This is a genomic window from Psychrobacter halodurans (genome assembly GCF_017498075.1).
GTDB lineage: Bacteria > Pseudomonadota > Gammaproteobacteria > Pseudomonadales > Moraxellaceae > Psychrobacter > Psychrobacter celer.
Map to the genome: position 1 here is coordinate 90032 of NZ_JAGBKN010000008.1, position 23914 is coordinate 113945.

Sequence of the window (23914 nt, forward strand, 5' to 3'; positions counted from 1 at the left end):
TTTTATTCTACTCAAAAACCGCCCGTGGGCCAATTTTTCTTCCTTGAGTATCTATCATATATGATTCACTACTATACCGCCTAAAACGAAACTGTCAATAATAGTAATACATTATGTATCATTTAAATTAACCGCTAAAAATATTATCCCAGTAAAAGATAGCATAAAAACCCGCGATTATTGTCGGCAAAAAAGCCAGCTACGTATTTGTTACACAGCTGGCTTTTGAGAAAATTAAAACTAGAAATTAGGGCGTGTTGAACATTCACAAATAGTCTCTGTCAGTGCCATGGTTGAATGTTCAACACGCCCTAAAGCTAAAAGTTAAACTTGCAGCGATGAAGCGGTGATTAAGATTTAACCATTGGCGGCGCTTTAATCGTTACTGTCGCACTGACGTCATTGTTATCATCTAGCAATTCCATGATTAATTCGTCATCCGTGTCAGTCTTTACCTGCCAATTGCCTGTCGCTTGTGGTACGCCAGTGGCCATGACAGAGATGGCTTTATTTTTTAGGCGAATCATTGGCGGTTTATGATCGTAGCCGTCATGTGCCATCCCTAAGATATCATCGGCAATGGTCGCCGCCTGCGCACGCAGCGGGGCAACATAACGGCAGGCAACGCCATTGATAGACATACAATCACCGATGGCATAGATATTTGACGCTTGCGTACGTAAGGTGGTGGCATCCACCACGATACCAGTCCGGCGATCGAACTCTACCCCTGCCGCAGTGGGCAGTCTGGCATCAACCGTGAGGCCAGTACTGGCAATCACATGATCGACGACCAAAGGCTCGGAGGACTGAGCGGCCGCGCTGCCAGCACTGTCTGCCACTGGCGCATAGCGGACTTGTAGCTTGCCGTCCTCCTGACGCGTGACACCCGATACTTGATAACCACCCAAAAAGTGAATACCTTGGGACTGGACCGCCGCCGCGATACGAGCGGCCGCTTTTGCTGGTAGCATTTGTGATAAAGGCGCGTCATTTAAATCAATCAAGGTGACTTCATGTCCAGCTTTGAGTAAATCTTCGGCGATTTCTGTCCCCACCATACCAGCGCCAACGATGGCGACATGCTGACTGCCTGCTGCCAGCTTTTCTTGTAGCTGCCCAAAGCGCTCAATATGATTGACATGCCACACCAAATCCTCCGGCAGGCTCTTTGGAAAAATCGGCTGCGCGCCCATCGCCAGCACCAACTTGTCATAGCTGATGGTGGCATAATTGGTATAAACGGGGTCAGAGCGCAGGGCAGAGACCAGCTGCAACTGCTGCGTAGTAGCATCAACATCCGTGACCTGCGTGTTGGCCAGTAGATTGACGTTTGCCGCTTTGGCAGCGTCAGCGCCAGTTGCGCGTACCAAGTCTGCCGCCCGCTTGTTTTGGCTGATAGCCATTGTCAGCATTGGCTTATGATAACGATCGCCATTATCCGCTGTGATGAGAGTGATGGCGATGTCTTTGTCTTTTGCTCGAATGGCATCGATGACGTGCCAACCTGCCAAGCCGGCACCAACGACGACGATGCCCTTGTTTTCCGCTGACGCATGGTTTTCCGCTGACGCATGGTTTTTCGCTGGTGCGGGGTTTTCAGTATGTAAAGGGTTTTTAGCATTGGCGGGGTTTGTTGAGTTTGCGAGGGTGTCGGCATTTTCTATGCTCATAATAGCTCCAATATAATGTATAAACTTTTCATTGTCGGTATCTTGAGCGCTATTGTAGCAGTAAACAGTCATGCACTCATCTACTTGCTTATCCCCCCCGCTACTGGATCGTTATAGCCAAAAAAACCAAAAAAAAGCGCCTAAATTCATAGACGCTTTTTGGCAAATGCTTAGAACTCATTGAACAGTCTCTACATCAAGGCGCTAAAGTAGCAGCAAAAACGTTGCTATTAATGATTTAAAATCTTGGACAAAAACAGCTGGGCGCGCTCACTTTTTGCCCCTTCAAAAAACTCATTTTTGCTACAGTTTTCGACGATATGACCTTCATCCATAAAGATAATGCGATTGGCGACCTGACTGGCAAAACCCATCTCATGGGTCACACACATCATGGTCATGCCATCGCGAGTCAGCTCGACCATCACATCAAGCACCTCTTGAATCATCTCAGGATCAAGCGCCGAGGTTGGCTCATCAAACAGCATCGCCACAGGGTCCATCGCCAATGCACGGGCAATCGCCACGCGCTGCTGCTGACCACCTGATAGCTCGGCGGGGTATTTTGGTGCCTGTGCACTCAGCCCCACGCGATCTAGATAAGCCATGGCTTTTTGTTTAGCCTCAGACTCTTTACGGCCCAGCACCTTGATTTGCGCGACGGTTAAATTGTCGATAATGGTCAAATGCGGAAACAACTCAAAATGCTGAAACACCATACCGACACGGCTACGTAGCTTGGGCAAGTTGGTTTTGGCCGCACCAACAGAGACACCATTGACCATAATCTCGCCTTGTTGAAAAGGCTCAAGCCCGTTGACCGTCTTAATCAGCGTTGATTTGCCACTACCCGATGGCCCGCAAACCACGACGACATCGCCTTTGTGTACATGGGCGGTGCAGTCAGTCAGCACTTGAAAGTCGCCATACCACTTACTGACATTTGCCATCTCAATGACCATCTCATCACTGGCATGACCATTATTGGTGACCAGCCCGCCAAAGGCATTTACATATGTATCAGCATTGTTCATTACTGGCTCCTAACCACATTATCTTGATAATCATTGTTTAAAAATCTCTTCAACCGCGACCGCGCAGTCTAGGGTATGTCAGAACCGCAAACGCTTTTGTAGCTGCTGCACGCCCATAGACGCACTTAAGCTAATGACAAAATAAATCGCACCAGCGCCCAAGATATAAGGCGTCAGAAGCCCCATCAGCTCACCGCGCACGTAGGCTGCGCGGAAAAAATCCGTCAAACCAATGGCAAACACCAACGTCGTATCTTGGAATAAAATAATACACTGCTGCAAAATCAGCGGCAGCATTTTGCGAAAGGCTTGCGGCAAGATAACCAAACGCATGGTCTGCCCATAAGTCATGCCCAGCGCTTTGGCGGCATTGACCTGCCCGCTGCCGATCGATTGAATGCCAGCACGCACCACCTCAGAAAAATACGCCGCCTCAAACATCATAAAGGCCACCACACAAGAGGCAAACGCCGCATCGAGCTGTAGATATTTACCCGCGATCCAAAAATAAATCATCGGCACGGCAAAATAAAACCACAAAAGCACCAGCAGCAAGGGCACTGAGCGAAAATAATTCACATACAATTTTGCTGGTATCTCAAGCACTTTGATACCCGATAAACGCATCAGCGCCAGTACCGTCCCCAAACTGATACCGCCCAAAATCGCCAAAAACAACACCTTAAGCGTGGTCAGCATGCCGCCCATCAACCCGGGATAGGCGGTGGCAAGCTCAGTCATCATATTCATTTTTGACCTCCTGCAATCAGCCCAGGCACGCGCAGTTTGCGCTCGATCAGTCCCATTATCGCGATTAAGGACAAGTTAAATACCAAGTAGATAATCGTCGCGTAGGTATAGATCTCAATGCTGTTTTGCGTGTATTCACTGATGGTTTTGGTTTGGCTAATCAGCTCCATCACCCCAACGAGCGAGGCGACTGAGGCGTTTTTAAAACAGTTGGTCAGCTCAGAGCTGAGCGGCGGCAAGATGATACGAAAGGCTTGCGGCAGTAGGACTTCTTTGTAGACTTGCGGGATGCTAAAGCCAAGCGCATAGGCGGCGTTGACTTGGCCATCTGGTAGCGACTCGATACCCGTGCGTACCTGCTCGACGATACGGGCGGCAGTAAACAGCCCCAAACCGATACTCGCCGAGAGCATGGCTGAGGTATTGGGCGACAGGTCTTTATACCACCATTCTTGTATCGTCGGTGTCAGCCAACCAGGGGCGATATAAAACCAAAAAAACAGCTGTACGAGTAATGGTATATTACGAAAAAACGTCACGTAAGCGGTACCAATCGCTTGCGCCGTCTTGCTCGGCAACGTGCGCATGATGCCTAAGATGGTGCCGACGATCATGGCGATGGCCCAAGCGATACTGCCAATCAGTAGCAGCCAGCCAAGACCAGTAATCATCCAATGGATATACAGCTCGCTACCGATACCGGTCTGCTCAAACAGTACACCCCAGTTCCAGCTATAATTCATGGTTGTCTCTCCAAGCAGCGATAAAAAAGCCTATGCGTCAAACAACACATGACGTACGCATAGGCCAGCTAGGGTTTGGGACAACGATTACTGTGCTGGCGCCGCTTTTGGCTGCGCACCATCGTGCGGGTTGGCAATCAATGCCTTTAGATTGTCAGACATCTCAAAGTTGAGATTGACGTTTTTTGGCGGGATTGGGTTCAAGAACCACTTATCATAAATGCTATTGATCTCGCCTGAGCTAAAGACATTGGCCAAGGCTTCATCGACCACCGCTTTAAACTCAGGGTCGTCTTTACGCATCATACAGCCATAGATCTCAAACGATTGCGGCTCACCGACGATGACCCATTCATCTGGGTTTTTGGCTTTGGCTTTTTCACCAGCGAGCAGCACATCATCCATCATAAAGGCGTCAGCGCGGCCGTTTTCTAACATCAAGAACGCCTCGCCATGATCTTTTGCTGAGATGATGTTGGTGTCCATCTGATTGTCGTCATTATATTGACGGATATAGCGCTCTGATGTCGTGCCAGCGGTGGTGACTAGCGTCTTGCCTTTTAAGTCGGCAAAGTCATTGATACCGGAGTCTTTTTTGGTCAACAGACGCGTCCCAATCTCAAAAAAGCCATTGGAGAAGGCCACTTGCTTTTGGCGCTCTTCGTTGTTGGTGGTTGAGCCACACTCAAAGTCCACAGTACCGTTTTGTACCAAGGGAATACGCGTCTGCGAGGTAATAAGGTTATAGCGGACATTAAGATCAGGCATATTGAGCCTTTGTTTGACGGCCTCGACGACTTTCATCTCTAGGTCGTGGGCATAGCCTATCGGCTGATTTGGGTCGTCCGCGATATAAGAAAAAGGAATAGAAGAGTCACGGTGACCGACCACGATGGTGCCTGAGTCTTTGATTTTTTGTAGCGTGCCGTTTGCTGCGCTGGTCGCGGTGCTCGCCTCATCGACAGGCGCTGCCTCATTGGTCGCTTGGTTGCTGTTATTACACCCAGCGAGGCCAAACGCCATAAAGGCCGCTAGGGTCAAGCTCTTAGAGAAAGGTTTGGAAGATAGATAGCTCATGAGATACATCCTTTTTATCACATTATCACTAAATTAAACGAGTGCTTGGACGATAAAGGGTTTATAAAACACCCCCTATCGACTGACTGGTTGTCATGCATCCTTGTCGTTGTTGCTATTGTTTATCACAATGCAACTTAATGTTACTGTACAACAAAATTGCAACGGGCGGTAAACTTTTTTGCGCAAAATATAGAATGATGGTTTTTGGCGATTACCCATCTAGCCTGCGGCAGCCATCAAGGGTAATTGATAAGATTGATAAATACGCAACAATCCCCATAAAGTTAGCAACTTCTCAATGACATAAGCCAGTTATGACTCAAGATACTCAAGCACCAAATACTGACACCCAAACCACCAGCTACAACGACATTCGCCAGCGCTTTTTTATTGAAGACTCGCCTGTACGCGGTGATGTGGTGCGTCTATCGCGCAGCTATGCGACCACGATTGCCCAAAAGCCCTATCCTGAAGCGATCAAACGCTTATTGGGTGAGATGATGACGGCGGCAAGCTTGCTGATCAGCACTGTCAAAATCAACGGTCGTTTGTCTATCCAGCTGCAGTCCTCAGACCCTGAGAGCCTGCTCAATTGGGCGATGGCGGAGTGTGACCAAGACGGCATCATCCGTGCGCTTGCCAGCTGGAAGGCCGACACCGACGCGCAAGCACAAGCGTGGGAGAGCATGACCACAGCCAAAGACGCTTTTGCCGAGCTTGGCGCGATGGGTCAAGGCGTATTGTTTATCAATATCCAGCCTGACGGCGGCGACTCTTACCAAGGTATCGTCGAGCGTAGTCATGACAATTTGGCAGACTGCTTGGCGCATTACCAAAAGCAGTCCGCGCAGATTCCAACGCTGATCAACTTAGCATCAGACGGCCTACAAGCTGGGGGTATCTTGGTACAAATGTTGCCACGTACCGCTGAGGAAACCTACGAAGTCGAGCAAAACCAAGACGCCGGCATCGATGACGACCTATGGCCGCGCTTAAACGTCCTCACGCGTACGCTAAAAGCAGAAGAGCTGACCACACTCGATACCAGCGAGATTTTATACCGCTTGTATCATGAAGAAAATATCGTGGCACCTGAGCCTGTGGCGTTATCATTTGGCTGTACTTGCTCACGCGAAAAATGCGAGATGGCCATCGAGCAAATCGGTGAAGCAGAAGCGTTAGATATCGTCGAAGAGCAAGGCGGGACGTTTGAGATGGACTGCGGTTTTTGCGGTGAGATCTATCCGTTCGATAAAGACGATGTGACCGCTATCTTTGCTAAATAGGCAGTATCTGGTAAAGCACCTCTCAATAAAAGGCCCTCAACATAAAGTGTGAGGGCTTTTTTATGATGCTGTGCTTAGCAAAGGCAATCTAGCCTAACCTACCTTTATACCATCAGTCCCAGACTTTTGGGATAAGAATATATCCGCGGCTGCTCGGCGTAGTCACTGCGGCCATTATCTAACAGCCACGCCACTACTTGCTCGCGCACCCGTCTACTATGAATCAGATTCATATGACTGACGCCATAAAACAATGCTTTATGCCCGTCAGGGACAAACAAAGCATGTTCGGCATCATCTTCTCCAAGCGCTGAGGCGACAGAGACCAGACCATCACCCAGCAGGTGCGTCATTCTCGAGTCATAATGGGTCTCGACCAATGCGCTGGCGACAAAATACGTCTTGATACCACTTGGCAAGCGCGCAGGATGCCGAAAGTCTTGCGGCAGCACACTACGACCCTCCAGCGCCCGCCAGTCTGCATCGCGAATACTACCGTGGCGCAGATCAATGATACCCGCGCTGCGCATCTCGCCCAACTTGGCAAGCGAGCCTGCAAACGGCAGCTTGGCGATGATGTCTTGTACATGATGACCGATACGCTCTAGCACCGCGCCGTGGTGCGGTGAGCCGAGGGTGATGAGGTTGCCGGCCCGCTTGACCCAAGCCAGATGGTCTTGCTCGCCATAAAACAGCGCACTGCGAGCGACCAAGCCGCCCATACTGTGACCGACCAGATCGATCTGACTGATATTGGGATGCTGCTCGATCAAGTCTTGTAGTAGCTGGCACAGCTTACGGCCACTGCGCGAGATACGCCGCCCCGTATTATAATCAAGGTACAGTACTGTCGCTTCGGGCTGACTGCGCGCGATGGCCTCCCCCAGATGATTGCCTTCTGCGGACTGCCAACTGAGATGACTCATACATAAGCCATGACATAAGATCACCACTCGCCCTGAGAGCGGCGCTAACTGCGTATCACCATTACCATCATAGAGCTGCATCGGTATGGCAAGCGCGTTTTTATGATTGACCAGATGATCACCCATCACGCCGTTTAGCACATTGACCAGTTTTTTTAGGGTGTCGGGCAACGGCTGAGTGTTTTTTTGGCGCATCATGGTTTTGTAGATACGCAGCACCGCGGCCAGATTGTTGCCCACCAGTAGCATGACTTGGCGTATGGTGCCATATATACGCCCCGTGATACCCCGTTGCCAATTATTAAGGTGGTTTTCATTAAACCGTCCCAAAGGGCGTAAAATCACCTCGCGGTGAATGGCTTCCACAATCTCTGTCACCTCCACCACGCCCATCGTCGCCAGCTGCGCAAGCCCTTCAAAAAAATCGGCATACAGCACAGGATGTGTCGTCACGGCATTGGCATCATCGGCTTGCAGTTTGATGATTTCGTCGATATCGATGGCGGCTAGCTGATCGATTTGCTCATACAGGTCGCGATGCGGCGCTACTGTGTGGTCTGCGGTAGCAGTCTCTGAGGCAAAATGCGCGGCCAGCTCATGACCTGCTTCATCTTCGCTATCAGGCCTCAAGCTGTCTTTATAAATAGTCTCTACACTGTCCATAGTGTTACTCGTTAGTGCATTTATGAAATGGACACATTTGGTCAAAAGATAGTTATATACTAGCCTGTAAACGCTTGAAATAGAAAAAAATGATGTAACCGGTAGCCGCTTTATGATAAAACGTCGTGACATCTGCCGCTACTTACAGAAAAAAACCCCAAGCCAGCGCTTGCGGTTTTAGCTAACATCACTATCCGTATCTGTAATCACCGTGCCGCCGTTTTACCATCGCAGCCACTTCACTACCGCAGCCGAGTCACCCAAGCGCTCTAAGTAAATGACTCTGCCAATATGACATCGCCATCTTCGCGCGTAATCATCACGGTGGCCGAGCGCGGCGTACTACCTCCAGCCACCGCGCCCCACGTGTTGCCAGGATGCTGAATGTTGATAAATAACGTTTTAAAATCTGGCGTCATAGTGATGCCTGTCACCTCACAGCCTTCAGGACCGACAAAAAAACGTTTGATATTATCATCACTAGCAGTCATTCCGACGCGGGTTTGCTGGCCTGCAGATGTGGTGATCGGCGCGCCATCATTGACCTGACCAGGCAACGCGGCCAATAGCATACAACTGCTGGTATCGGTATACGCGCCATCATCGGTCTGAATCCATAATACCCCGCGCGGATCAAAGTACAGGCCATCGGGCGATGACAAGTCATTGTTTTTGTTTAATTGCGATAAGTTTTCTGCCGCCAGCTCACTGGGCGCGGCAAATAAGTAAATATCCCACTCAAAGCGAGTCGCCGCATGGTCACCGCCTGCTTCGGCCCAGCGAATGATATGACCATTATCATTTCCGCGGGATTTGCCGCGCGCTTCGTAGCTGCGCGGGTTGGCTGCTGAGAGAGGCTGATCCTCACGCTCGCCGCGATATTTGTTGTTGGTCAACGTCACATACACCTCGCCTGTCATGGGGCTCACCGACACCCACTCTGGTCGATCCATCTTGGTCGCACCCAAGGCATCGGCGGCAGCGCGCGCAAAGACCAACACCTCATCTTGCCCAGCAAAGGGCAGCTCAGCATTGGTCGCATCAAGTCCATTTTGTCCATGGACCAGTGGCCGCCACTCGCCGCGACCGTCTTCGTGAAACACCGCCACATACAGCGTGCCTTCATTTAGGTATTTGTCGCCAGCTTTGAGGCCGCCGCCGATATCTGCATTGGACCATCGAGCCTTTGAGACAAACTTATAAATATACTCGCCGCGCGCATCATCCCCCATATAAAACACCACAGGTTTACCTGACTCGACGGGCGCATACGCACAGTTTTCGTGTGCAAAACGACCGAGTGCCGTACGTTTTTGCGGTGCTGAGTGCCGATCAAAAGGATCGATTTCGGTGATATAACCAAAGGTATTAAAGCCATTGCGATAATCCTCAGTAGCATCAGCGCCTGTCGCGGTCATATCCCAGCGGACAAACTCATCAGCTATGGTTTCATCTTTGGCATAAGGCGTATGCCACAAATACTCCCAGCCAGGGAAGTTTTCGCTGGCCCCATAGCGCTCACGCCCGTAGTTATGACTTGCGCTTAGCTGCTCGGCGTCTTGACCACGCGCAAATACGCCCAAGAAATTTTCTTCTGTCGTCAGGTAGGTACCCCACGGCGACAGTCCTGCGCCGCAGTTGTTATTGATGCCGCGCGTCTGAAACCCTGTTGGATCAAACTTTGTCTTGACCAAATCAGAGCCTGCCACAGGACCCGTCAGCTGGGCGGGCGTACTGCTGGTGATACGGCGATTGTATTTTGAATCCTTGACCATCTCATAACCCATCCCATCGGCACGGCGCGTCATCTCAACGACAGCGACCCCGTGGCAGTTGACCTCGCGGCGCACGTCACTGGCCAGACGACGGTTTTGATAAATGGGTGCCGCATTGTTATCCGAGATGACATGATAACCAAATGGGCTAAGCTCGCTGCTATTGACATACTCATGGTTCATGACCAGCAGGCCGTTTTTAGAGGCTTTGGCATCGTAGGCATTGCCTTTTTTGCCAAAAAACCACATGCCATCATGGTTGTCGCCCATGCGCCACTCAAACGACTCAGCGGACTGCTCACGGTTGTCCTTCCAGTCGGCGATACCAGACATCAGCGGTGTCCCTAGTGGCAATATCATCTCTGCCTGATAGCCTTCCGCCACACTCATGGTATCGGCTGTCGAATGCGCCACTGCAGTGAATTTTAGGGTATCGGGACGTTTGAGATTCCCTTGTGCTGGGATGGCGGCTTGGTCATCGTCGCTGGGCAGGCGAGATGGGCTGTCGTCATCGTCGTCACTACAGCCAACCAAAGGCAGCGCCCCAAAAAACGCTGCCGCAGTCAGCCCTGTACCGCCTTTTAAGATATGGCGGCGATGCATACGGCGATTGATGATGGTTTGAAATTCGATATTATTGCTCGTGTTTGAGTCTTCTACGGCTTCATGAGCGAGCGGTTTGTTCAATAACGTCATGTTCAGTCACCTTGCTATTTGGCTAGAGTGGCGTAAAGGATGGGTTGCGGCTTTATCAAATCCACCACAACGATATAAGTTACGCACAAGTCTACCGAGCATTTATGACAGTACGTTGACAATAACCGCTCAATCTATCACTCAGCGGCCCACCAAAGGCTGCTAGATTGTTACAGAGATAAGCGTCAACCATGCTCATCAAATAGCTTCCTAAAACACTCTTATAAAAACCAATCCCACAAAAGTCGTTTTCATAAAAAACAGCGCCAATAAAAAATCCCAAGCGGTCACTTGGGATTTTTTAGACAATCTCATTAGATAAAGTACGCACTAGCTAGGCAATGTCCTAGTGTACTTCTGCCTGCCACTCATGCGCGCCAAGCTTTAGGGTCAGCGTATCACCAGCATGTAACACCCCAACACCACTTGGCGTACCCGTCATAATCACATCGCCTGCCTGTAAGCTAAAGGCATGACTGATATTGACCAGCAGCTCATATACCGGAAACAGCATCAAAGCAGTATCGCCGTCTTGCTTGAGGCTATCATTGATATACAGCTGATAGGTGACATTGCGAAAGTCGCCAAACGCTTGGGGATCGAGCCAGTCAGCCAGCACACAAGCGCCATCGAAGCATTTGGCGCGCTCCCATGGATGGCCTTTTGCTTTTAGCTCAGATTGCAAATCGCGCAAAGTCAGATCCAGCCCCACCGTCACCGCACCGATGGCTTGCGTTGCTTCCTCCATCGTCGCAGCAGATAAGTCCGTTGCCAGCTGGATACACAGCTCGGTCTCATAGTGCGTGTCACCAAATACTGCCGGATCTGGACGGACCACACCTTGGCGGATAGATACCACCGAAGAGGCGGGCTTCATAAACAGCATCGGCGAGGTAGGTACCTCATTGCCCAGCTCCCGAGCATGCGCGGCGTAATTGCGACCGACACAAACCACTTTACCAATCGGCGCACGCAAGCTTTGATTGGCATCGGTCATGCTCTCATCATTATTGGCATTGGCGGCGATGGCATTGACCAGCGACATATGGGGCGATTGACTCATACTCGGCTCTCATAGCAAGTTATTCACAAACATCAAAAGTGGCGATGCTGACTGATATCCTTAAGGGATGGTATTGGTTGCCACATCGGGTGGTACATAGCTGGCATGGCGATTCATACGTTTTTCAAACATTCTAAAGCTAAACAAGATCACCCACGACAATAGCAGATAAATGACACCTGCTGCAAAAAACAGCTCCATCAAGGTATAGGTTCGCGCACTGATCGTCCGCGCCACCCCTGTGATGTCCATCAAAGCGATGGTCGAGGCCAGCGCACTACCTTTTAGCATAAAGATGACTTCATTACTATAAGCAGGGATGACGATACCAAAGGCGCGCGGCAGTGTCACGCGGGTCAGCTTTTGCCACTTCGACATGCCCAGCGCATCCGCAGCTTCTAGCTCGCCTACGGGAATGGCCTGAATCGCACCGCGAATGATCTCTGCCAAATACGCACTGGTATTCATGGTAAAGGCGATGATCGCACACCAGTAAGCTTGACTGAGTACCGGCTCCCATAAAAACGAGTCGCGCACCGCCTCAAACTGACCCAGACCATAATAAATCAAAAATATCTGTACCAGCAGCGGCGTGCCACGGAAAAAGAAAATATATAAAAACGGTAATACCTGTATCGCCCAATTTTTCGATAGGCGTAACAGCGCTAAAATCAGACCAAAAAACAATCCGATAATACCTGATACCACCACCAGCTGTACGGTCAGCACCGCACCACCCATCAAATCAGGGATATGGTCAAAGATGACCTGCCAATTCCAATCCATAGTCTCTCTCCTCTACCCTATGGTCGATTGACGTTGTGTTGACTGACGGCTGATTTTTTTGGCGTAGCGCGCCGCTGGATTGGCACGCCACTCAAGCCACATCATAAAACCGGTAATCAACATGGTCAGACCCAAATAAATAATGGCCGCCGCCATATAAAACGTAAATGGCTGCTGTGTCGACTGCGCGGCCCGCGAGGACTGATACATGATATCCTTGAGACCCACAACTGAGACCAGCGCTGTGTCTTTGAGCAGTACCAAAAACAAATTGCCCAAACCTGGCAAGGCAATCTGCCACACTTGCGGCAAAGTGATACGATAAAAAGTCTGCAGCGGACGCATACCAATCGCTTGCGCGGCCTCGCGTTGCCCGACTGGAATCTCTTGAATCGACATGCGAAAAATTTCGGTCGCATAAGCACCAAAAGCAATCGAGAGCGCCATGACCCCGCCCCAAAACGCGCTAATCTCGATATAATCGTTATAGCCAAATTTTTTGAGGATGCTCATCAGCAGTATGGAGCCGCCATAATAAATAAACAGCACCAACAACAGCTCAGGTATGCCGCGCATCGTGGCAGTATAGACAGTCGCCAGCTTACGCAGCACCCAGATATTGGACATCTTTGCTGTCGCGCCGAGCAAGCCCAAAGCCATGCCGATGACTAGGCTAGTCAACGCAAGCTTTATGGTGACGGTAGCGCCGCTTAATAAAAGCGCGCCAAATCCTTGTAAATCAAACACAATTATCCACTCAGTCTCTTTATATTAGCAAGTTGCAAAATATGAGTTAAAAGAATCAGCATCAATAGCTGAGCGCGGCTGATAGTCGTATAAAAAACCGCATAGACGGGCGGTTTTTTGCGTCATAGAGTGACGTGATATTCATACGACTATGGCGACGGTAATTGACACAGTAGAAATGAGCGCTGATTTTATCATATTCGCTCGCCGCTATGTTAACACTCAGACGTAAAAGCGTTGCCTAAATAGACACTTATCAGGATAAATAGCAAACAAATCAGATAGATTTGATAAAAGTCGACCCTTCTTTGTAGCCATCACGCACCGATTTGCCCAAAACAAAAAAGACATCGCCACTGGCAATCCAATGGCAATGTCCTTGTGCTGACTAATTAATAGCTAATGACTTTATAATGACTTTATAATGACCTTATAAAGACAACCACGCCATAAAATATCTCAGCAGACCTGTGGTTTTACCAAGCATGTGGCGACAAGCTTACTGCGCTGCGTCATCTACTGCTGGCGTTGCCGCTGCACTGGTAGGCACGGCAAAGTATTTTTCATTGATTTTATCATAAGTGCCATTGGCCTTGAGATTGGCCAGTGACTGATTGATTTTGGCTTGCAAGGCTTCATCGTTAGGACGCACGGCAATCGCAAAGTTATCATTGATATCGATCTCCTCGCCTTTGAGCGCATAATTGCTGCCTGATGGCGAGCCGAGCCACTCTAGCGCTGGCAGTTTATCAGAGATCATGGCATCGACGCGATCTGAGCCCAAATCCAAAAAAGCATTACTCAAGGTATCATACAGCTTGATATCGGCCTTTGGATAGGCGTTCTCCAGCCACTGCGATGAGATGGTCGAGCGCTGAGCGGCGATAGAGTGCGCATTGATGTCGCTGCTATTGGTAGGATCAAAGCTGCTGTCTTTTTTGGCCAAAAACACCAGCGCATTACTAAAGTATGGCTCGGTAAATGCCACCTGCTTGGCGCGCTCAGGTGTGACCGACATCGCCGCGACGATGGCATCGTACTTACCTGCCTTGAGTCCTGGAATGATACCATCCCAGTCTTGCGCCATGATCTCACACGTCATCTGCATGTCAGCGCAGATGGCATTGGCGATATCGACATCAAACCCGCCAAGGCTGCCATCAGCATTGGTATAGTTGAACGGCGCATAAGCACCTTCGGTACCGATACGCAGCACCTCACCTGTCGCGGCGGCGGCTGTGTCTTGAGGGTCATCAGAGGCGGTTTCATTTTGACTATTACCACAACCGACCAACGTAACAAGCGCACTTATCGCGACAAACGGTGCTAAACAACGTCGTACGCTGATAGGGCTTTTGGCAAGTACAGTGGCGACGGCGCGGCGGTGGTCAAAACGATTATTCATGATCATCCTTGAGAGTTGTGATAAAAACAATACCCATCGCTACCCTACGCCAGTAGTCACAGAGATGACCCTATGCGCCCAAATAGCGATGAGCGGTAAGATTAGTTCGTTGCGGCTTCTGCTTGCTCTTGGTCAGCGATGACCGCATTGGCATCGACATCGCCATCATCAACGACCAGCACTTCTTCCACACCTTCTGTGGCGATGGCTTTTTGCGCAGCGGCAGTTGAGCTGGTGCCAAAATAGCTGCCCGTGATTTGATCGTAGGTGCCGTTGGCTTTTAGCTCAGACAAGGCTTTGTTAAACTTCGCTACTAGCGGATCGCCTTTACGAAAAGCAATACCCATCGCATCATCGTCGCTGCTGATCTCATTGCCTTTGACTTCGTAGTTTTGCCCAGCTTCTGTTTTTAGCCAGTCAATACCTGTCACTTTATCAGACATCATACCGCGCACGCGACCTGAGGTAAGGTCTAGATACGCGTTGTCTTGCGTGTCATAGAGTTTGATATCCGCATCGCTGTGCTCATCTTGTAGATACTGTGAGGCAACGGTTGAGCGCTGAGACGCAATCGGCTGGCCTTTTAGCGCATCGATAGCGAGGTCATCGCCTTTTTTACCGATCAAGATGATACCGCTGTGAAAGTAAGGGTCACTAAAATCCACCACTTCTTTACGCTCAGGGGTGATAGACATACCCGCGATGGCGGCATCAAATTTTTGTGCATTGAGACCTGGGATCAAGCCATCCCAGTCTTGTGAGATGACTTCACATTCTGCTTTCATTTGCGCACATAAGGCATCGACCAGCTCAATCTCGTAGCCGATCAGTTTGCCATCAGCATCGGTATAGCTAAAAGGCTTGTAGCTCGATTCGGTAGCGATTTTGATGTTTAATGGGGCGTCTACTGCATCTGCCTCGGCGCTGTCTGCTGGTGCCGAGCTATTGTTACAGCCTGCCAGCATTAGCATGGCCGCGCTTAATGGCGCAAGCCAAAGGGTTTTTTTGCTCATAGAGCGAGTCATTGAAATTGTCATAGGGTTATTCCTTAATATATTTACCAGCCGTTTGTCACTCATGACTTATGGGTTACTGTTTGTTTATAAGGCGGGTCAGTATTCGTTTGCTGACACACCCGACAGCTTATTGACCAAAATTCATCTGCTCAAGACGCGCCAATTCACCGTTGCTACGGATTTCGCTCAGGGCTTTGTTAAAGTCTTCTTTGAGTGAGTCACCTTTGCGCACGGCAATGGCAATATTATCGTCATTGTCAATTTCGTCGCCTACAATACCAAAGCCTTCGGTATTGTCTGCCAGCCAAGATTTGGCTGAGACTTTTTCGGCCAATACCGCATCGCTACGGCCTGATTTTAGGTCCAAGTAAGCGTTGTCGTAGTTGTCGTACAACTGGACGGTGTTGCCGTCTTTGCCTTCGTAGTTATCTTGTAGATAAGCGCCAGGCGTGGTCGAGCGCTGACCGCCGAGCGTGAGGTTTTCGACCGAGGTCGGATCAAAGCTACCATCGGTTTTGGTCAGCCAAACCATGGTGTTGGCAAAGTATGGCTCGCTAAAGTCTACTTTTTCTTGACGCTCAGCGGTAATAGACATACCTGCGATTACCGCATCGTATTTTTGTGCCAATAGACCTGGGATAATACCGTCCCAGTCTTGAGCGACGATTTCACAATCCGCCTGCATTTGCTCGCATAGCGCATTGGCCACATCGATATCAAACCCGCCCAAGCTACCATCGGCATTGGTATAGTTAAAAGGAGGGTAAGCGCCCTCGGTGGCGATACGAATGGTCTTGCCAGCGGTTTCTGCTGCCGGTGCGTCAGCATTGGTATCAGCAGTTTCATTGGCTGGTTGGCTACAAGCGCTCAGCATCAACGCTGCAGTAACGGTCATCGACGACCACAATAGGCGAGAATTCGACATCATACATTCCTTAAATTCTGATGAGTTTTTGATATAGGGTTCTGATATTTTGTTCTCTGACGTCCCTGCCAGACAAGCAATATAGATAGCAGAATAGACAGACAGCCGTCATGCACGGCCGCCTATAAACCTTCTGATAATACCTGAGTAAAATATCAAAAACAAACGTTTTACATACGGACTGTTATTGTTGAGAAATAAACCATCAATGCTAATGACCACATAGCCATGACTAAAAATCATGACCAAGCGCTAGATTTTATTATAGAGGTGGTTTTCAGGCTTAGTTAATTAGTTAACTCGCTTTAGGACAGCAACGACCGCGCTATCCTAATTTTTTAATGCTATTTTAGTTTTGTAATACAGTGCATAGCAGCCATGCGGCTAGTTTTGGCGATGAGAGGACATAAAGTCCTTGACGCGCTCAGAGGTAGGATTGTCAAATACTTGCTCAGGCGTGCCAATCTCCTCGATGATGCCTTGGTGTAAAAACACCACCTTACTTGAGACTTCGCGAGCAAAGCGCATTTCGTGAGTGACAATGAGCATGGTACGCCCTTCTTCTGCCAGCTCGCGCATCACCGCCAGTACCTCATTGACCAGCTCAGGATCGAGCGCCGAGGTCGGCTCATCAAATAGCAGTACTTGCGGCTGCATGGCAAGCGCGCGGGCGATGGCGACACGCTGACGCTGACCACCAGAGAGATTGGCCGGATAGGCGTCTTTTTTGTCAAGCAGCCCTACTTTGTCGAGCAGTTTTTCGGCATCACTGATGGCTTGGTCTTTTTTGATTTTTAGGACCTGCGTCGGGCCTTCGATGATGTTTTGCAAAATGGTCTTGTGCGGCCACAAGTTAAAGTTTTGAAAGACAAAACCCACGCGCGCGCGCAAGCTTTCTAACTGCTTGAGATCTGCCGCTTGTAGCTCGCCTGATTTGGCAGGCTTTAGCATCAGCTCTTCATCACCGATGAATATACGACCTTGATTGGGCTTCTCTAATAGGTTAATGCAGCGCAGCAACGTAGATTTGCCTGAGCCGGACGAACCCAAAATCGAGATAACATCACCATCATAGGCGGTGAGCGACACCCCTTTTAGCACTGCTAATGAGCCGTAGCTTTTATGGATATCTTGTAAATCTAAGGCGATAGGCCGAGTCGGATTTTTTGCAGTATCAAGCATGGTTTAGCAGACTTCCAATAAATATGAGTGAAAACACGAATAAAAATGTGCCATTGTCTCTTATTCCGCAGCAAAAAGGCAAATATTATCTATGTCAGGTACCTAGGCGTTTGGCCCGTGTACCACGTTGGCCGCCCTTTACCCACATAAAAAAACCCAGTCTGCATCGACAGCACTGGGCGCTATTTTATCACTTTAGCAGGCTCGGCGTGCTGTTATCTTATCGCCTTTGACGCCTACTTGCTTTGATGCCTACTTATCTGCAAAAAACATCAGGCACCACCTATCATCTAATTATCTTGTCTAGTCAGACCGCTTAATAAGTCGAGATGTGCTCTGAGCTCTCTGTACCATCCAGCACTTCGGCATCGTCAGCAGTTGCCACCGCGACATCGTCATTGTCACCTACCGCCATTGCGTCGTCGACACTGGTATCAGCAGTTGCCACTGCCACATCATCAGAAGACTTTGCAGTCGCAACACCCGTCGCCTCGGTCTCTACTGTGGTTTGTGCGTCGACAGCAGGCTCGGTCTCCATCGGCGCATCGTCTTTTTTGCCACAAGCGCTGAGTGTCAAGGCTGCCGCCACCAATCCAACAGTTAGCCAGTTTTTGTCCATTTTATAGAGCATAGCCATGTCATTCTTCCTCATTAGTACAGAGTATATTGATTCATTTAACAGGGACATTGGCGTTCGGCTGCCCCCTACTTGACCCTTCACTATACTAACGATGTCGTTTGACTACCTTAGTAGTTACAGCACAATTGTGTTAAAAACAGGTAACTGTCATGTAACCGCCCCTGACACACCGCTGAAAGTCGACAAATAGATGCGGTCAAGCGGGCGCTGTTCACAAAATCGTCTTTACTATCGAGGCAATCTCCTCTATGTTAAATAGCACAATGCCATCTGAGCATTTAACCTTCTATATTTGTTAAACTTTTGCCTTGCTAGGCGCTTTTATTATTTATGGCATTGATCGCCCTGTCAGACACTGATAACCATAAGGACATATTTATGACTCAAACCACTACCACAGACGTTACCGCTTATATGCAAACGGTCGGCAAGCAAGCGCGCGCCGCCTCACGTGCCCTCGCGGCAGCCAATACTGGCGATAAAAACGCGGCGCTGATGGCGATTCATGACGCACTAAAAAACGCCAAATCAGACATCTTGGCCGCCAACAAAATCGATATGGACAACGGTCAAAAAAACGACTTGGACACCGCGCTACTAGATCGCCTTGAGCTAAACGACGCGCGCTTCGATGGTATGTTACAAGGCCTAAAAGACGTGGCGGCCTTGCCTGACCCTATCGGTGAGGTCACTGACATGACCTACCGCCCCTCTGGTATTCATTTAGGCAAAATGCGCGTCCCCCTCGGTGTGGTCGGTATGATTTATGAGTCGCGCCCCAACGTCACCTTAGAAGCCGCCTCTTTGGCGCTAAAATCAGGTAACGCCATCATCTTGCGCGGTGGCTCTGAAGCTTTTGAGTCCAATCAAGCACTGGCCAAATGTATCCTACAAGGACTAAAAAAGGTCGGCCTATCTGAGCACAGCGTGCAGGTCTTACAAACGACGGATCGCGCGGCGGTCGGTGAGCTGATCACCATGACAGACTACGTCGATGTCATCGTACCTCGCGGCGGCAAAGGCTTGATCGAGCGCATCAGCCGCGATGCCAAAGTACCGGTCATCAAGCACTTAGATGGTAACTGCCATACCTTTATCGATAGCGATGCCGATGCCGAAACGGCGATTAAAGTCAGTGTTAATGCCAAGACCCACCGTTATGGCACCTGTAATACCATGGAAACACTATTGGTCGATGAGCATGTCGCAAGTGAGCTGTTACCAAAGATTGCCGAAGCCATCATAAAAGCGGATGACGCCATGCAACTGCGCCTTGATAATAAGGCACAAGCCATCTTAAATGACAATGCGACCTTGCAAGGTCATCTATCAGCAGCCACTAGCGAGGACTGGGATACCGAGTATCTGGCCCCTATCTTGGCGGTTAAGGTGGTATCTGGTATCGACGAGGCCATTGAACATATCAACACCCATGGCAGCCATCATACCGACGTTATCATCACCGACAACTATACCAAGTCGCAGCGCTTTATCCGTGAGGTTGATTCGGCCAGTGTGATGATCAATGCTTCTAGCCGTTTTGCCGATGGTTTTGAGTATGGCTTGGGTGCTGAGATTGGTATCTCAACCGACAAAATCCACGCGCGCGGCCCTGTAGGGCTCGAAGGTCTGACCTCACAAAAATGGATCGTCTATGGTCACGGCGAGACGCGCGCGTAACTTATCACATATTTATCGACCACTTATCAAAGGCGAATTGGACGCAAACCTATCATCCATCGCCTAACTTCACGTATAATCCACCAAAAACGTCAGCTAAGTTGCTGGCGTTTTTTGTTAAATTGCTGCTGTGTGGTGTTCAGCAGCCAGGGGTAGCAAACAAAAAATAACTTTTATCTATCTAGGGCGTGTCCTCATTTTAAAAATGGCGACAAAAATGAGATAAGTCGCCGTCAAACAAGGAAAATAGCGCAGATAATATTGAGATATTAGTCAGCTATTTGACACCGTTTGGCCAGATTTAGCTATTTTTAGCCCAATTAGATGGCTATCGATTGAGTTGAGGACACGCCCTAGCATACTCTTACCGCGTTATTACCTTGATCTCCGCCATGAGCAAGGTGTTGATTTTGAGCCGAGCTTACGATATAAACCCACCCTTTGATAACGTTTTGCTCACGTCCGTATCAGTTGTGGCGCAAACCATCATGCGATAGGCTTTGCTGAGATCAGCAATCATGTGATAAGTAGTCCCATCATGTGATGAGTAGTCAATGGCTTCCAACGACCTAAAGGACGATGCCCTTATGCAAAGCGGCAAGCAAAACAATAACAGCCCACGTGCCACGTTATTTGGTGTGTTGGCTCTGATTGTCGCGGCGATTTATTTTTTCGCTGATATAAATACTGGGGCATTGGTCGATCACACTGAAGGTGCTGCGGTCGCCGAGTATCGCGATAGTGCCAAGCCTGATCCGAGTATCGACTCGGCTGCCCTATCGCAGCCAGCTAACAGCGCCAGCCCTATCACCGGTGACGCGCAAATAGATCATACCATCGCGCTGATTCGACAAGGCGGGCCGTTTCCTTATCCGCATAAAGACGGCTCGACTTTTTATAACCGTGAAGGCAGGCTACCGATACAGACACAAGGCTATTACCGTGAGTACACTGTGCCCACACCCGGCGTATCGCACCGCGGTGCTAGGCGTATCGTCACAGGCGGTCATCCGCCCACCATCTACTATCTGACCGTGGACCACTACGATAGCTTTCGCAAACTGGAAGTAAAATAACATGAGCCAAGCCATTTATTATGTCAATCCTGACAGCACCGAGCACGATAACGCGCTACAGCAGGCAACTGTCATCCCTATCGCTGACGTACTCAACAAGCACACGTTGCTAAGCAGTCTGGCAGCAGTGTGCCACTTTCCCAGTTATTTTTCGCACAACTGGGACAGCGCTTGGGACTGCTTGACCGACAGCGATGTGACCAAGCTTGTGCTGGACTTGACGACGGTAACCAACATAACGACTAAAGACTTTACGATGTTTCAACGCATCATTGAGGACGCCTATAAAGAGTTTGGCAAGCCGCAACTGTGGGTCATAACACCGCCGACAGACTCCGCTTAACCAAAAATCATCACCAAACCTGAATTCGAGATAAAGCCATATTTATCCCGAATTCAGGTTAATTTATTTTTATAGAAAGGATTAACGTATGGAAATTACCTTAAACGGCTATTACACGCTGATACTGGCCACTTTAGTGCTGCTAATGGGGCGCTTTTTGGTCAAAAGGATTAAATTCTTAGAAGATTTTAATATTCCAGAACCAGTGGCTGGCGGCTTGGTCGCGGCAATCGTGGTCTATATTCTCAATACGGTGTGGGGCTATACCTTCAACTTTCATCAGGGGCTCCAAACTGCGACCATGCTGATGTTTTTTGCCTCCATCGGTCTCAGTGCTGATTTTAGTCGCCTAAAAGCTGGTGGCACGCCGCTGCTGATTTTTACGATCGTGGTGTCGGTGTTTATCGTGCTACAAGACATCGTGGGCGTCGCTATGGCCAGCGTGTTGGGACTCGACCCTCTGCTTGGGCTGGTGACAGGTTCCATCGCTCTGACGGGCGGACATGGCACCGCAGGCGCTTGGGGCATTACTTTAGAAGAAGACTATGGCGTGGTGGGTGCGACCACACTTGGTATAGCAGTGGCCACTTATGGTCTGGTCGCAGGCGGTATCATCGGTGGCCCTGTGGCGCGCCGCCTGATTCGGCGGCTCGGTCTCAAGCCAACCCCTGCCAACCCCAACCCTAGTGATATCGAAAAAGTCGCTGGGGCGCAATCGCTCTATAGCACCAAACATGATGAAGACTCTGCCCATAGTAACAAAGAAATCTTTGAAAGACCTGACAGTATGCGTTTTATCACCGCCTCCTCGACCATTGAGACGTTGGCGCTATTTGCCGCCGCTTTGGCGTTTGCCGATGTGATGACGCTGCTGGCCGCCGATACTTGGTTTGAGCTACCTACCTTCGTTTGGGCGCTGGCAGGCGGTGTTATCATTCGTAATGTGCTCACCACTTTATTTAACTTCGATATGTTTGATCGCTCAATCGATGTGTTTGGTAACGCCTCTTTGAGCTTGTTTTTGGCCATGGCGCTATTGTCTCTCAAACTATGGCAGCTGACTGATCTGGCAGGCCCTGTGCTGATCATCCTATTGGTACAGACCGCTATTATGATCATCTATGTTTACCTGATTACCTTTAAGGTCATGGGCAAAGACTATGACGCGGCGGTGTTATCAGCAGGGCACTGTGGGTTTGGTATGGGTGCGACGCCGACGGCGATTGCCAACATGCAGGCGGTCACTGATCGTTACTTGCCTTCGCCTAAAGCGTTTTTGATTGTGCCGATGGTTGGGGCGTTCTTTGTCGATATCGTCAACGCCACGATATTACAGATATTTATCAAACTGCCGTTTATGTAAGCTATTTAATCAAAAGTTAACCTGAACTGCGCTTCATAAGCCTCGATTATTTTTATAATCGGGGCTTTTTTGGGCGTTTGAGGTTTTTTTGGACGTTTAATATAAAAAAGCAGAGCGCTAACAGTACCTAACCCGGTCGTTACGCAACTTCTAATGACACAAAACCCATCAGCCGTTATCAATACCTTATAAAAATAATGAGGCATACTATGTTGATATTTGCAGTGATTGTTGTGGTATCCGGCGCTCTGATTATCGGAGCACTATGGGGGCTTTATGGCCGCTTGCCAAGCTGGCTTGAGGGGAATTTATTGGCGGTCGCTGGTGGCGCGCTAATGATATCAGTGGTCATCGAGCTGGTGCAGCCGGCAGTGACTGACAGCGGGGTTTGGATTACCGCAGCTTTTGCCCTGTTGGGCGCAGTGGTATTTGCGAGTGTCGATTATCTACTCGATGAAAAGCTCAATGCCGATGGCGGCTCGGGGCTGCTGGCGGCCATCACTCTCGATGGCATCCCAGAAAACTTAGCGCTGGGTGTGGCATTAATCAGCGGCAACGTCATGCAAGTGGCGGCACTGGCCGGCTCTATTTTGTTATCGAACCTGCCAGAAGCAGCAGGTGGTGCCAAAGAAATGCGCCGCAACGGTGCCAGCAACAAAAAAGTGCTGATGCTTTGGATTGGGGCCGCGGTTTTGCTATCACTGGCGGCTATCTTGGGCAAGATACTGCTAAAAAATGTCGATGACGCCGTTATTAGTGCGATCAATTGCTTTGCCGCTGGGGCAGTCATTGCCTCTTTGGCCACCGAGGTCTTCCCGACCGCCTTCAAACGCAGCAACCATTGGGCGGGTATTAGCACCACCATTGGCCTCATCTTAGCATTGGCTCTAAACCAGCTTGGTGGCTAAAAGGTGTATTAGATAACTTTGTATAGTCAGTTCAAATTAAAATTGTTATAAACCTAAACGCGCTACTGGTATAAATTTTACTTGCGTGCTGTTATCACAGAGGCTGCGCAAAATTCATCCCAGCAGCGCTATGTCATTTTTAGAATGAATTGAC

The 23914-nt window shown here is 49.5% G+C and carries 21 protein-coding genes; 6 read left to right on the forward strand and 15 right to left on the reverse strand.

Annotated elements, in window-relative coordinates:
* Nucleotides 1-350: 350 nt before the first annotated feature.
* The 5 genes from J3491_RS05530 to J3491_RS05550 all read right to left on the reverse strand — a co-directional run bounded on the left by J3491_RS05530 (nt 351) and on the right by J3491_RS05550 (nt 5277).
* Complete coding sequence (locus tag J3491_RS05530; RefSeq protein ID WP_207969446.1) at nt 351-1673, reverse strand: FAD-dependent oxidoreductase; 1323 nt, start codon at nt 1671-1673, stop codon at nt 351-353.
* Nucleotides 1674-1903: 230 nt separating this feature from the next.
* Nucleotides 1904-2635, reverse strand: a complete 732-nt coding sequence (locus J3491_RS05535; protein ID WP_207969464.1) for an amino acid ABC transporter ATP-binding protein — start codon at nt 2633-2635, stop codon at nt 1904-1906.
* 150 nt (nt 2636-2785) lie between these two features.
* A complete protein-coding gene (locus J3491_RS05540; RefSeq protein ID WP_207969447.1) occupies nt 2786-3457 on the reverse strand; it encodes an ABC transporter permease subunit in 672 nt (223 codons plus the stop codon).
* A complete protein-coding gene (locus J3491_RS05545; RefSeq protein ID WP_207969448.1) occupies nt 3454-4200 on the reverse strand; it encodes an amino acid ABC transporter permease in 747 nt (248 codons plus the stop codon). The genes J3491_RS05540 and J3491_RS05545 overlap by 4 nt, the downstream gene beginning before the upstream one ends.
* Before the next feature lie 87 nt (nt 4201-4287).
* Nucleotides 4288-5277: a glutamate/aspartate ABC transporter substrate-binding protein gene (locus J3491_RS05550; protein ID WP_207969449.1), complete on the reverse strand. Its 990-nt coding sequence runs from the start codon at nt 5275-5277 to the stop codon at nt 4288-4290.
* 317 nt (nt 5278-5594) lie between these two features.
* On the opposite strand from J3491_RS05550, the gene hslO reads away from it, so the two are divergent.
* Complete coding sequence (gene hslO / locus J3491_RS05555) at nt 5595-6566, forward strand: Hsp33 family molecular chaperone HslO (RefSeq protein ID WP_207969450.1); 972 nt, start codon at nt 5595-5597, stop codon at nt 6564-6566.
* 104 nt (nt 6567-6670) lie between these two features.
* Here hslO and J3491_RS05560 read toward each other — a convergent pair whose 3' ends face one another.
* From J3491_RS05560 to J3491_RS05605, 10 genes are all read right to left on the reverse strand, one after another.
* Nucleotides 6671-8155 (reverse strand): alpha/beta fold hydrolase, encoded by a 1485-nt coding sequence (locus tag J3491_RS05560; protein WP_207969451.1) that lies wholly within the window; start codon nt 8153-8155, stop codon nt 6671-6673.
* A gap of 269 nt (nt 8156-8424) precedes the next feature.
* Nucleotides 8425-10626 (reverse strand): PhoX family protein, encoded by a 2202-nt coding sequence (locus J3491_RS05565; RefSeq protein WP_207969452.1) that lies wholly within the window; start codon nt 10624-10626, stop codon nt 8425-8427.
* Between the two features lie 346 nt (nt 10627-10972).
* Complete coding sequence (locus tag J3491_RS05570) at nt 10973-11689, reverse strand: fumarylacetoacetate hydrolase family protein (protein ID WP_207969453.1); 717 nt, start codon at nt 11687-11689, stop codon at nt 10973-10975.
* Between the two features lie 60 nt (nt 11690-11749).
* Nucleotides 11750-12475 carry an ABC transporter permease gene (locus J3491_RS05575; RefSeq protein ID WP_207969454.1) on the reverse strand — a complete coding sequence of 242 codons (726 nt, stop codon included), beginning with the start codon at nt 12473-12475 and terminating at the stop codon, nt 11750-11752.
* A 12-nt stretch (nt 12476-12487) separates the two neighbouring features.
* Entirely contained in the window at nt 12488-13222 is a 735-nt protein-coding gene (locus tag J3491_RS05580) for an ABC transporter permease (RefSeq protein ID WP_075101739.1), read from the reverse strand.
* A gap of 499 nt (nt 13223-13721) precedes the next feature.
* On the reverse strand, nt 13722-14627 hold the full coding sequence (locus tag J3491_RS05585) for an ABC transporter substrate-binding protein (protein WP_207969455.1): 906 nt from the start codon (nt 14625-14627) through the stop codon (nt 13722-13724).
* Nucleotides 14628-14728: 101 nt separating this feature from the next.
* A complete protein-coding gene (locus J3491_RS05590) occupies nt 14729-15664 on the reverse strand; it encodes a transporter substrate-binding domain-containing protein (protein WP_207969456.1) in 936 nt (311 codons plus the stop codon).
* A 106-nt stretch (nt 15665-15770) separates the two neighbouring features.
* On the reverse strand, nt 15771-16571 hold the full coding sequence (locus J3491_RS05595) for a transporter substrate-binding domain-containing protein (protein ID WP_207969457.1): 801 nt from the start codon (nt 16569-16571) through the stop codon (nt 15771-15773).
* Between the two features lie 381 nt (nt 16572-16952).
* On the reverse strand, nt 16953-17750 hold the full coding sequence (locus tag J3491_RS05600; protein WP_207969458.1) for an ABC transporter ATP-binding protein: 798 nt from the start codon (nt 17748-17750) through the stop codon (nt 16953-16955).
* Between the two features lie 316 nt (nt 17751-18066).
* Nucleotides 18067-18387, reverse strand: a complete 321-nt coding sequence (locus J3491_RS05605) for a hypothetical protein (RefSeq protein WP_207969459.1) — start codon at nt 18385-18387, stop codon at nt 18067-18069.
* Nucleotides 18388-18768: 381 nt separating this feature from the next.
* Here J3491_RS05605 and J3491_RS05610 point away from each other — a divergent pair, with 381 nt between their 5' ends.
* The 5 genes from J3491_RS05610 (at nt 18769) to J3491_RS05630 (ending at nt 23760) form a co-directional block, all read left to right on the forward strand.
* Nucleotides 18769-20070 carry a glutamate-5-semialdehyde dehydrogenase gene (locus J3491_RS05610; RefSeq protein ID WP_201586961.1) on the forward strand — a complete coding sequence of 434 codons (1302 nt, stop codon included), beginning with the start codon at nt 18769-18771 and terminating at the stop codon, nt 20068-20070.
* A gap of 554 nt (nt 20071-20624) precedes the next feature.
* Complete coding sequence (locus tag J3491_RS05615; RefSeq protein ID WP_207969460.1) at nt 20625-21146, forward strand: guanyl-specific ribonuclease; 522 nt, start codon at nt 20625-20627, stop codon at nt 21144-21146.
* Between the two features lies 1 nt (nt 21147).
* Nucleotides 21148-21489, forward strand: coding sequence for a barstar family protein (locus J3491_RS05620; protein WP_207969461.1), 342 nt, complete (start codon nt 21148-21150; stop codon nt 21487-21489).
* Between the two features lie 88 nt (nt 21490-21577).
* On the forward strand, nt 21578-22852 hold the full coding sequence (gene gltS, locus J3491_RS05625) for a sodium/glutamate symporter (protein WP_198335943.1): 1275 nt from the start codon (nt 21578-21580) through the stop codon (nt 22850-22852).
* Nucleotides 22853-23061: 209 nt separating this feature from the next.
* Complete coding sequence (locus J3491_RS05630) at nt 23062-23760, forward strand: ZIP family metal transporter (protein WP_207969462.1); 699 nt, start codon at nt 23062-23064, stop codon at nt 23758-23760.
* The last annotated feature ends 154 nt before the right edge of the window (nt 23761-23914 follow it).

What these genes read in the sequence shown, in the direction of transcription:
- J3491_RS05565 (WP_207969452.1), bottom strand. Translation starts at nt 10,626, where the DNA reads ATGACGTTATTGAACAAACCGCTCGCTCATGAAGCCGTAGAAGACTCA.
- J3491_RS05530 (WP_207969446.1), bottom strand. Translation starts at nt 1,673, where the DNA reads ATGAGCATAGAAAATGCCGACACCCTCGCAAACTCAACAAACCCCGCC.
- hslO (WP_207969450.1), top strand. Translation starts at nt 5,595, where the DNA reads ATGACTCAAGATACTCAAGCACCAAATACTGACACCCAAACCACCAGC.
- J3491_RS05615 (WP_207969460.1), top strand. Translation starts at nt 20,625, where the DNA reads ATGGCTTCCAACGACCTAAAGGACGATGCCCTTATGCAAAGCGGCAAG.
- J3491_RS05550 (WP_207969449.1), bottom strand. Translation starts at nt 5,277, where the DNA reads ATGAGCTATCTATCTTCCAAACCTTTCTCTAAGAGCTTGACCCTAGCG.
- gltS (WP_198335943.1), top strand. Translation starts at nt 21,578, where the DNA reads ATGGAAATTACCTTAAACGGCTATTACACGCTGATACTGGCCACTTTA.
- J3491_RS05620 (WP_207969461.1), top strand. Translation starts at nt 21,148, where the DNA reads ATGAGCCAAGCCATTTATTATGTCAATCCTGACAGCACCGAGCACGAT.
- J3491_RS05600 (WP_207969458.1), bottom strand. Translation starts at nt 17,750, where the DNA reads ATGCTTGATACTGCAAAAAATCCGACTCGGCCTATCGCCTTAGATTTA.
- J3491_RS05595 (WP_207969457.1), bottom strand. Translation starts at nt 16,571, where the DNA reads ATGATGTCGAATTCTCGCCTATTGTGGTCGTCGATGACCGTTACTGCA.
- J3491_RS05590 (WP_207969456.1), bottom strand. Translation starts at nt 15,664, where the DNA reads ATGACAATTTCAATGACTCGCTCTATGAGCAAAAAAACCCTTTGGCTT.
- J3491_RS05560 (WP_207969451.1), bottom strand. Translation starts at nt 8,155, where the DNA reads ATGGACAGTGTAGAGACTATTTATAAAGACAGCTTGAGGCCTGATAGC.
- J3491_RS05575 (WP_207969454.1), bottom strand. Translation starts at nt 12,475, where the DNA reads ATGGATTGGAATTGGCAGGTCATCTTTGACCATATCCCTGATTTGATG.
- J3491_RS05570 (WP_207969453.1), bottom strand. Translation starts at nt 11,689, where the DNA reads ATGAGTCAATCGCCCCATATGTCGCTGGTCAATGCCATCGCCGCCAAT.
- J3491_RS05585 (WP_207969455.1), bottom strand. Translation starts at nt 14,627, where the DNA reads ATGAATAATCGTTTTGACCACCGCCGCGCCGTCGCCACTGTACTTGCC.
- J3491_RS05610 (WP_201586961.1), top strand. Translation starts at nt 18,769, where the DNA reads ATGACTCAAACCACTACCACAGACGTTACCGCTTATATGCAAACGGTC.
- J3491_RS05605 (WP_207969459.1), bottom strand. Translation starts at nt 18,387, where the DNA reads ATGGCTATGCTCTATAAAATGGACAAAAACTGGCTAACTGTTGGATTG.
- J3491_RS05630 (WP_207969462.1), top strand. Translation starts at nt 23,062, where the DNA reads ATGTTGATATTTGCAGTGATTGTTGTGGTATCCGGCGCTCTGATTATC.
- J3491_RS05545 (WP_207969448.1), bottom strand. Translation starts at nt 4,200, where the DNA reads ATGAATTATAGCTGGAACTGGGGTGTACTGTTTGAGCAGACCGGTATC.
- J3491_RS05535 (WP_207969464.1), bottom strand. Translation starts at nt 2,635, where the DNA reads ATGGTCATTGAGATGGCAAATGTCAGTAAGTGGTATGGCGACTTTCAA.
- J3491_RS05540 (WP_207969447.1), bottom strand. Translation starts at nt 3,457, where the DNA reads ATGAATATGATGACTGAGCTTGCCACCGCCTATCCCGGGTTGATGGGC.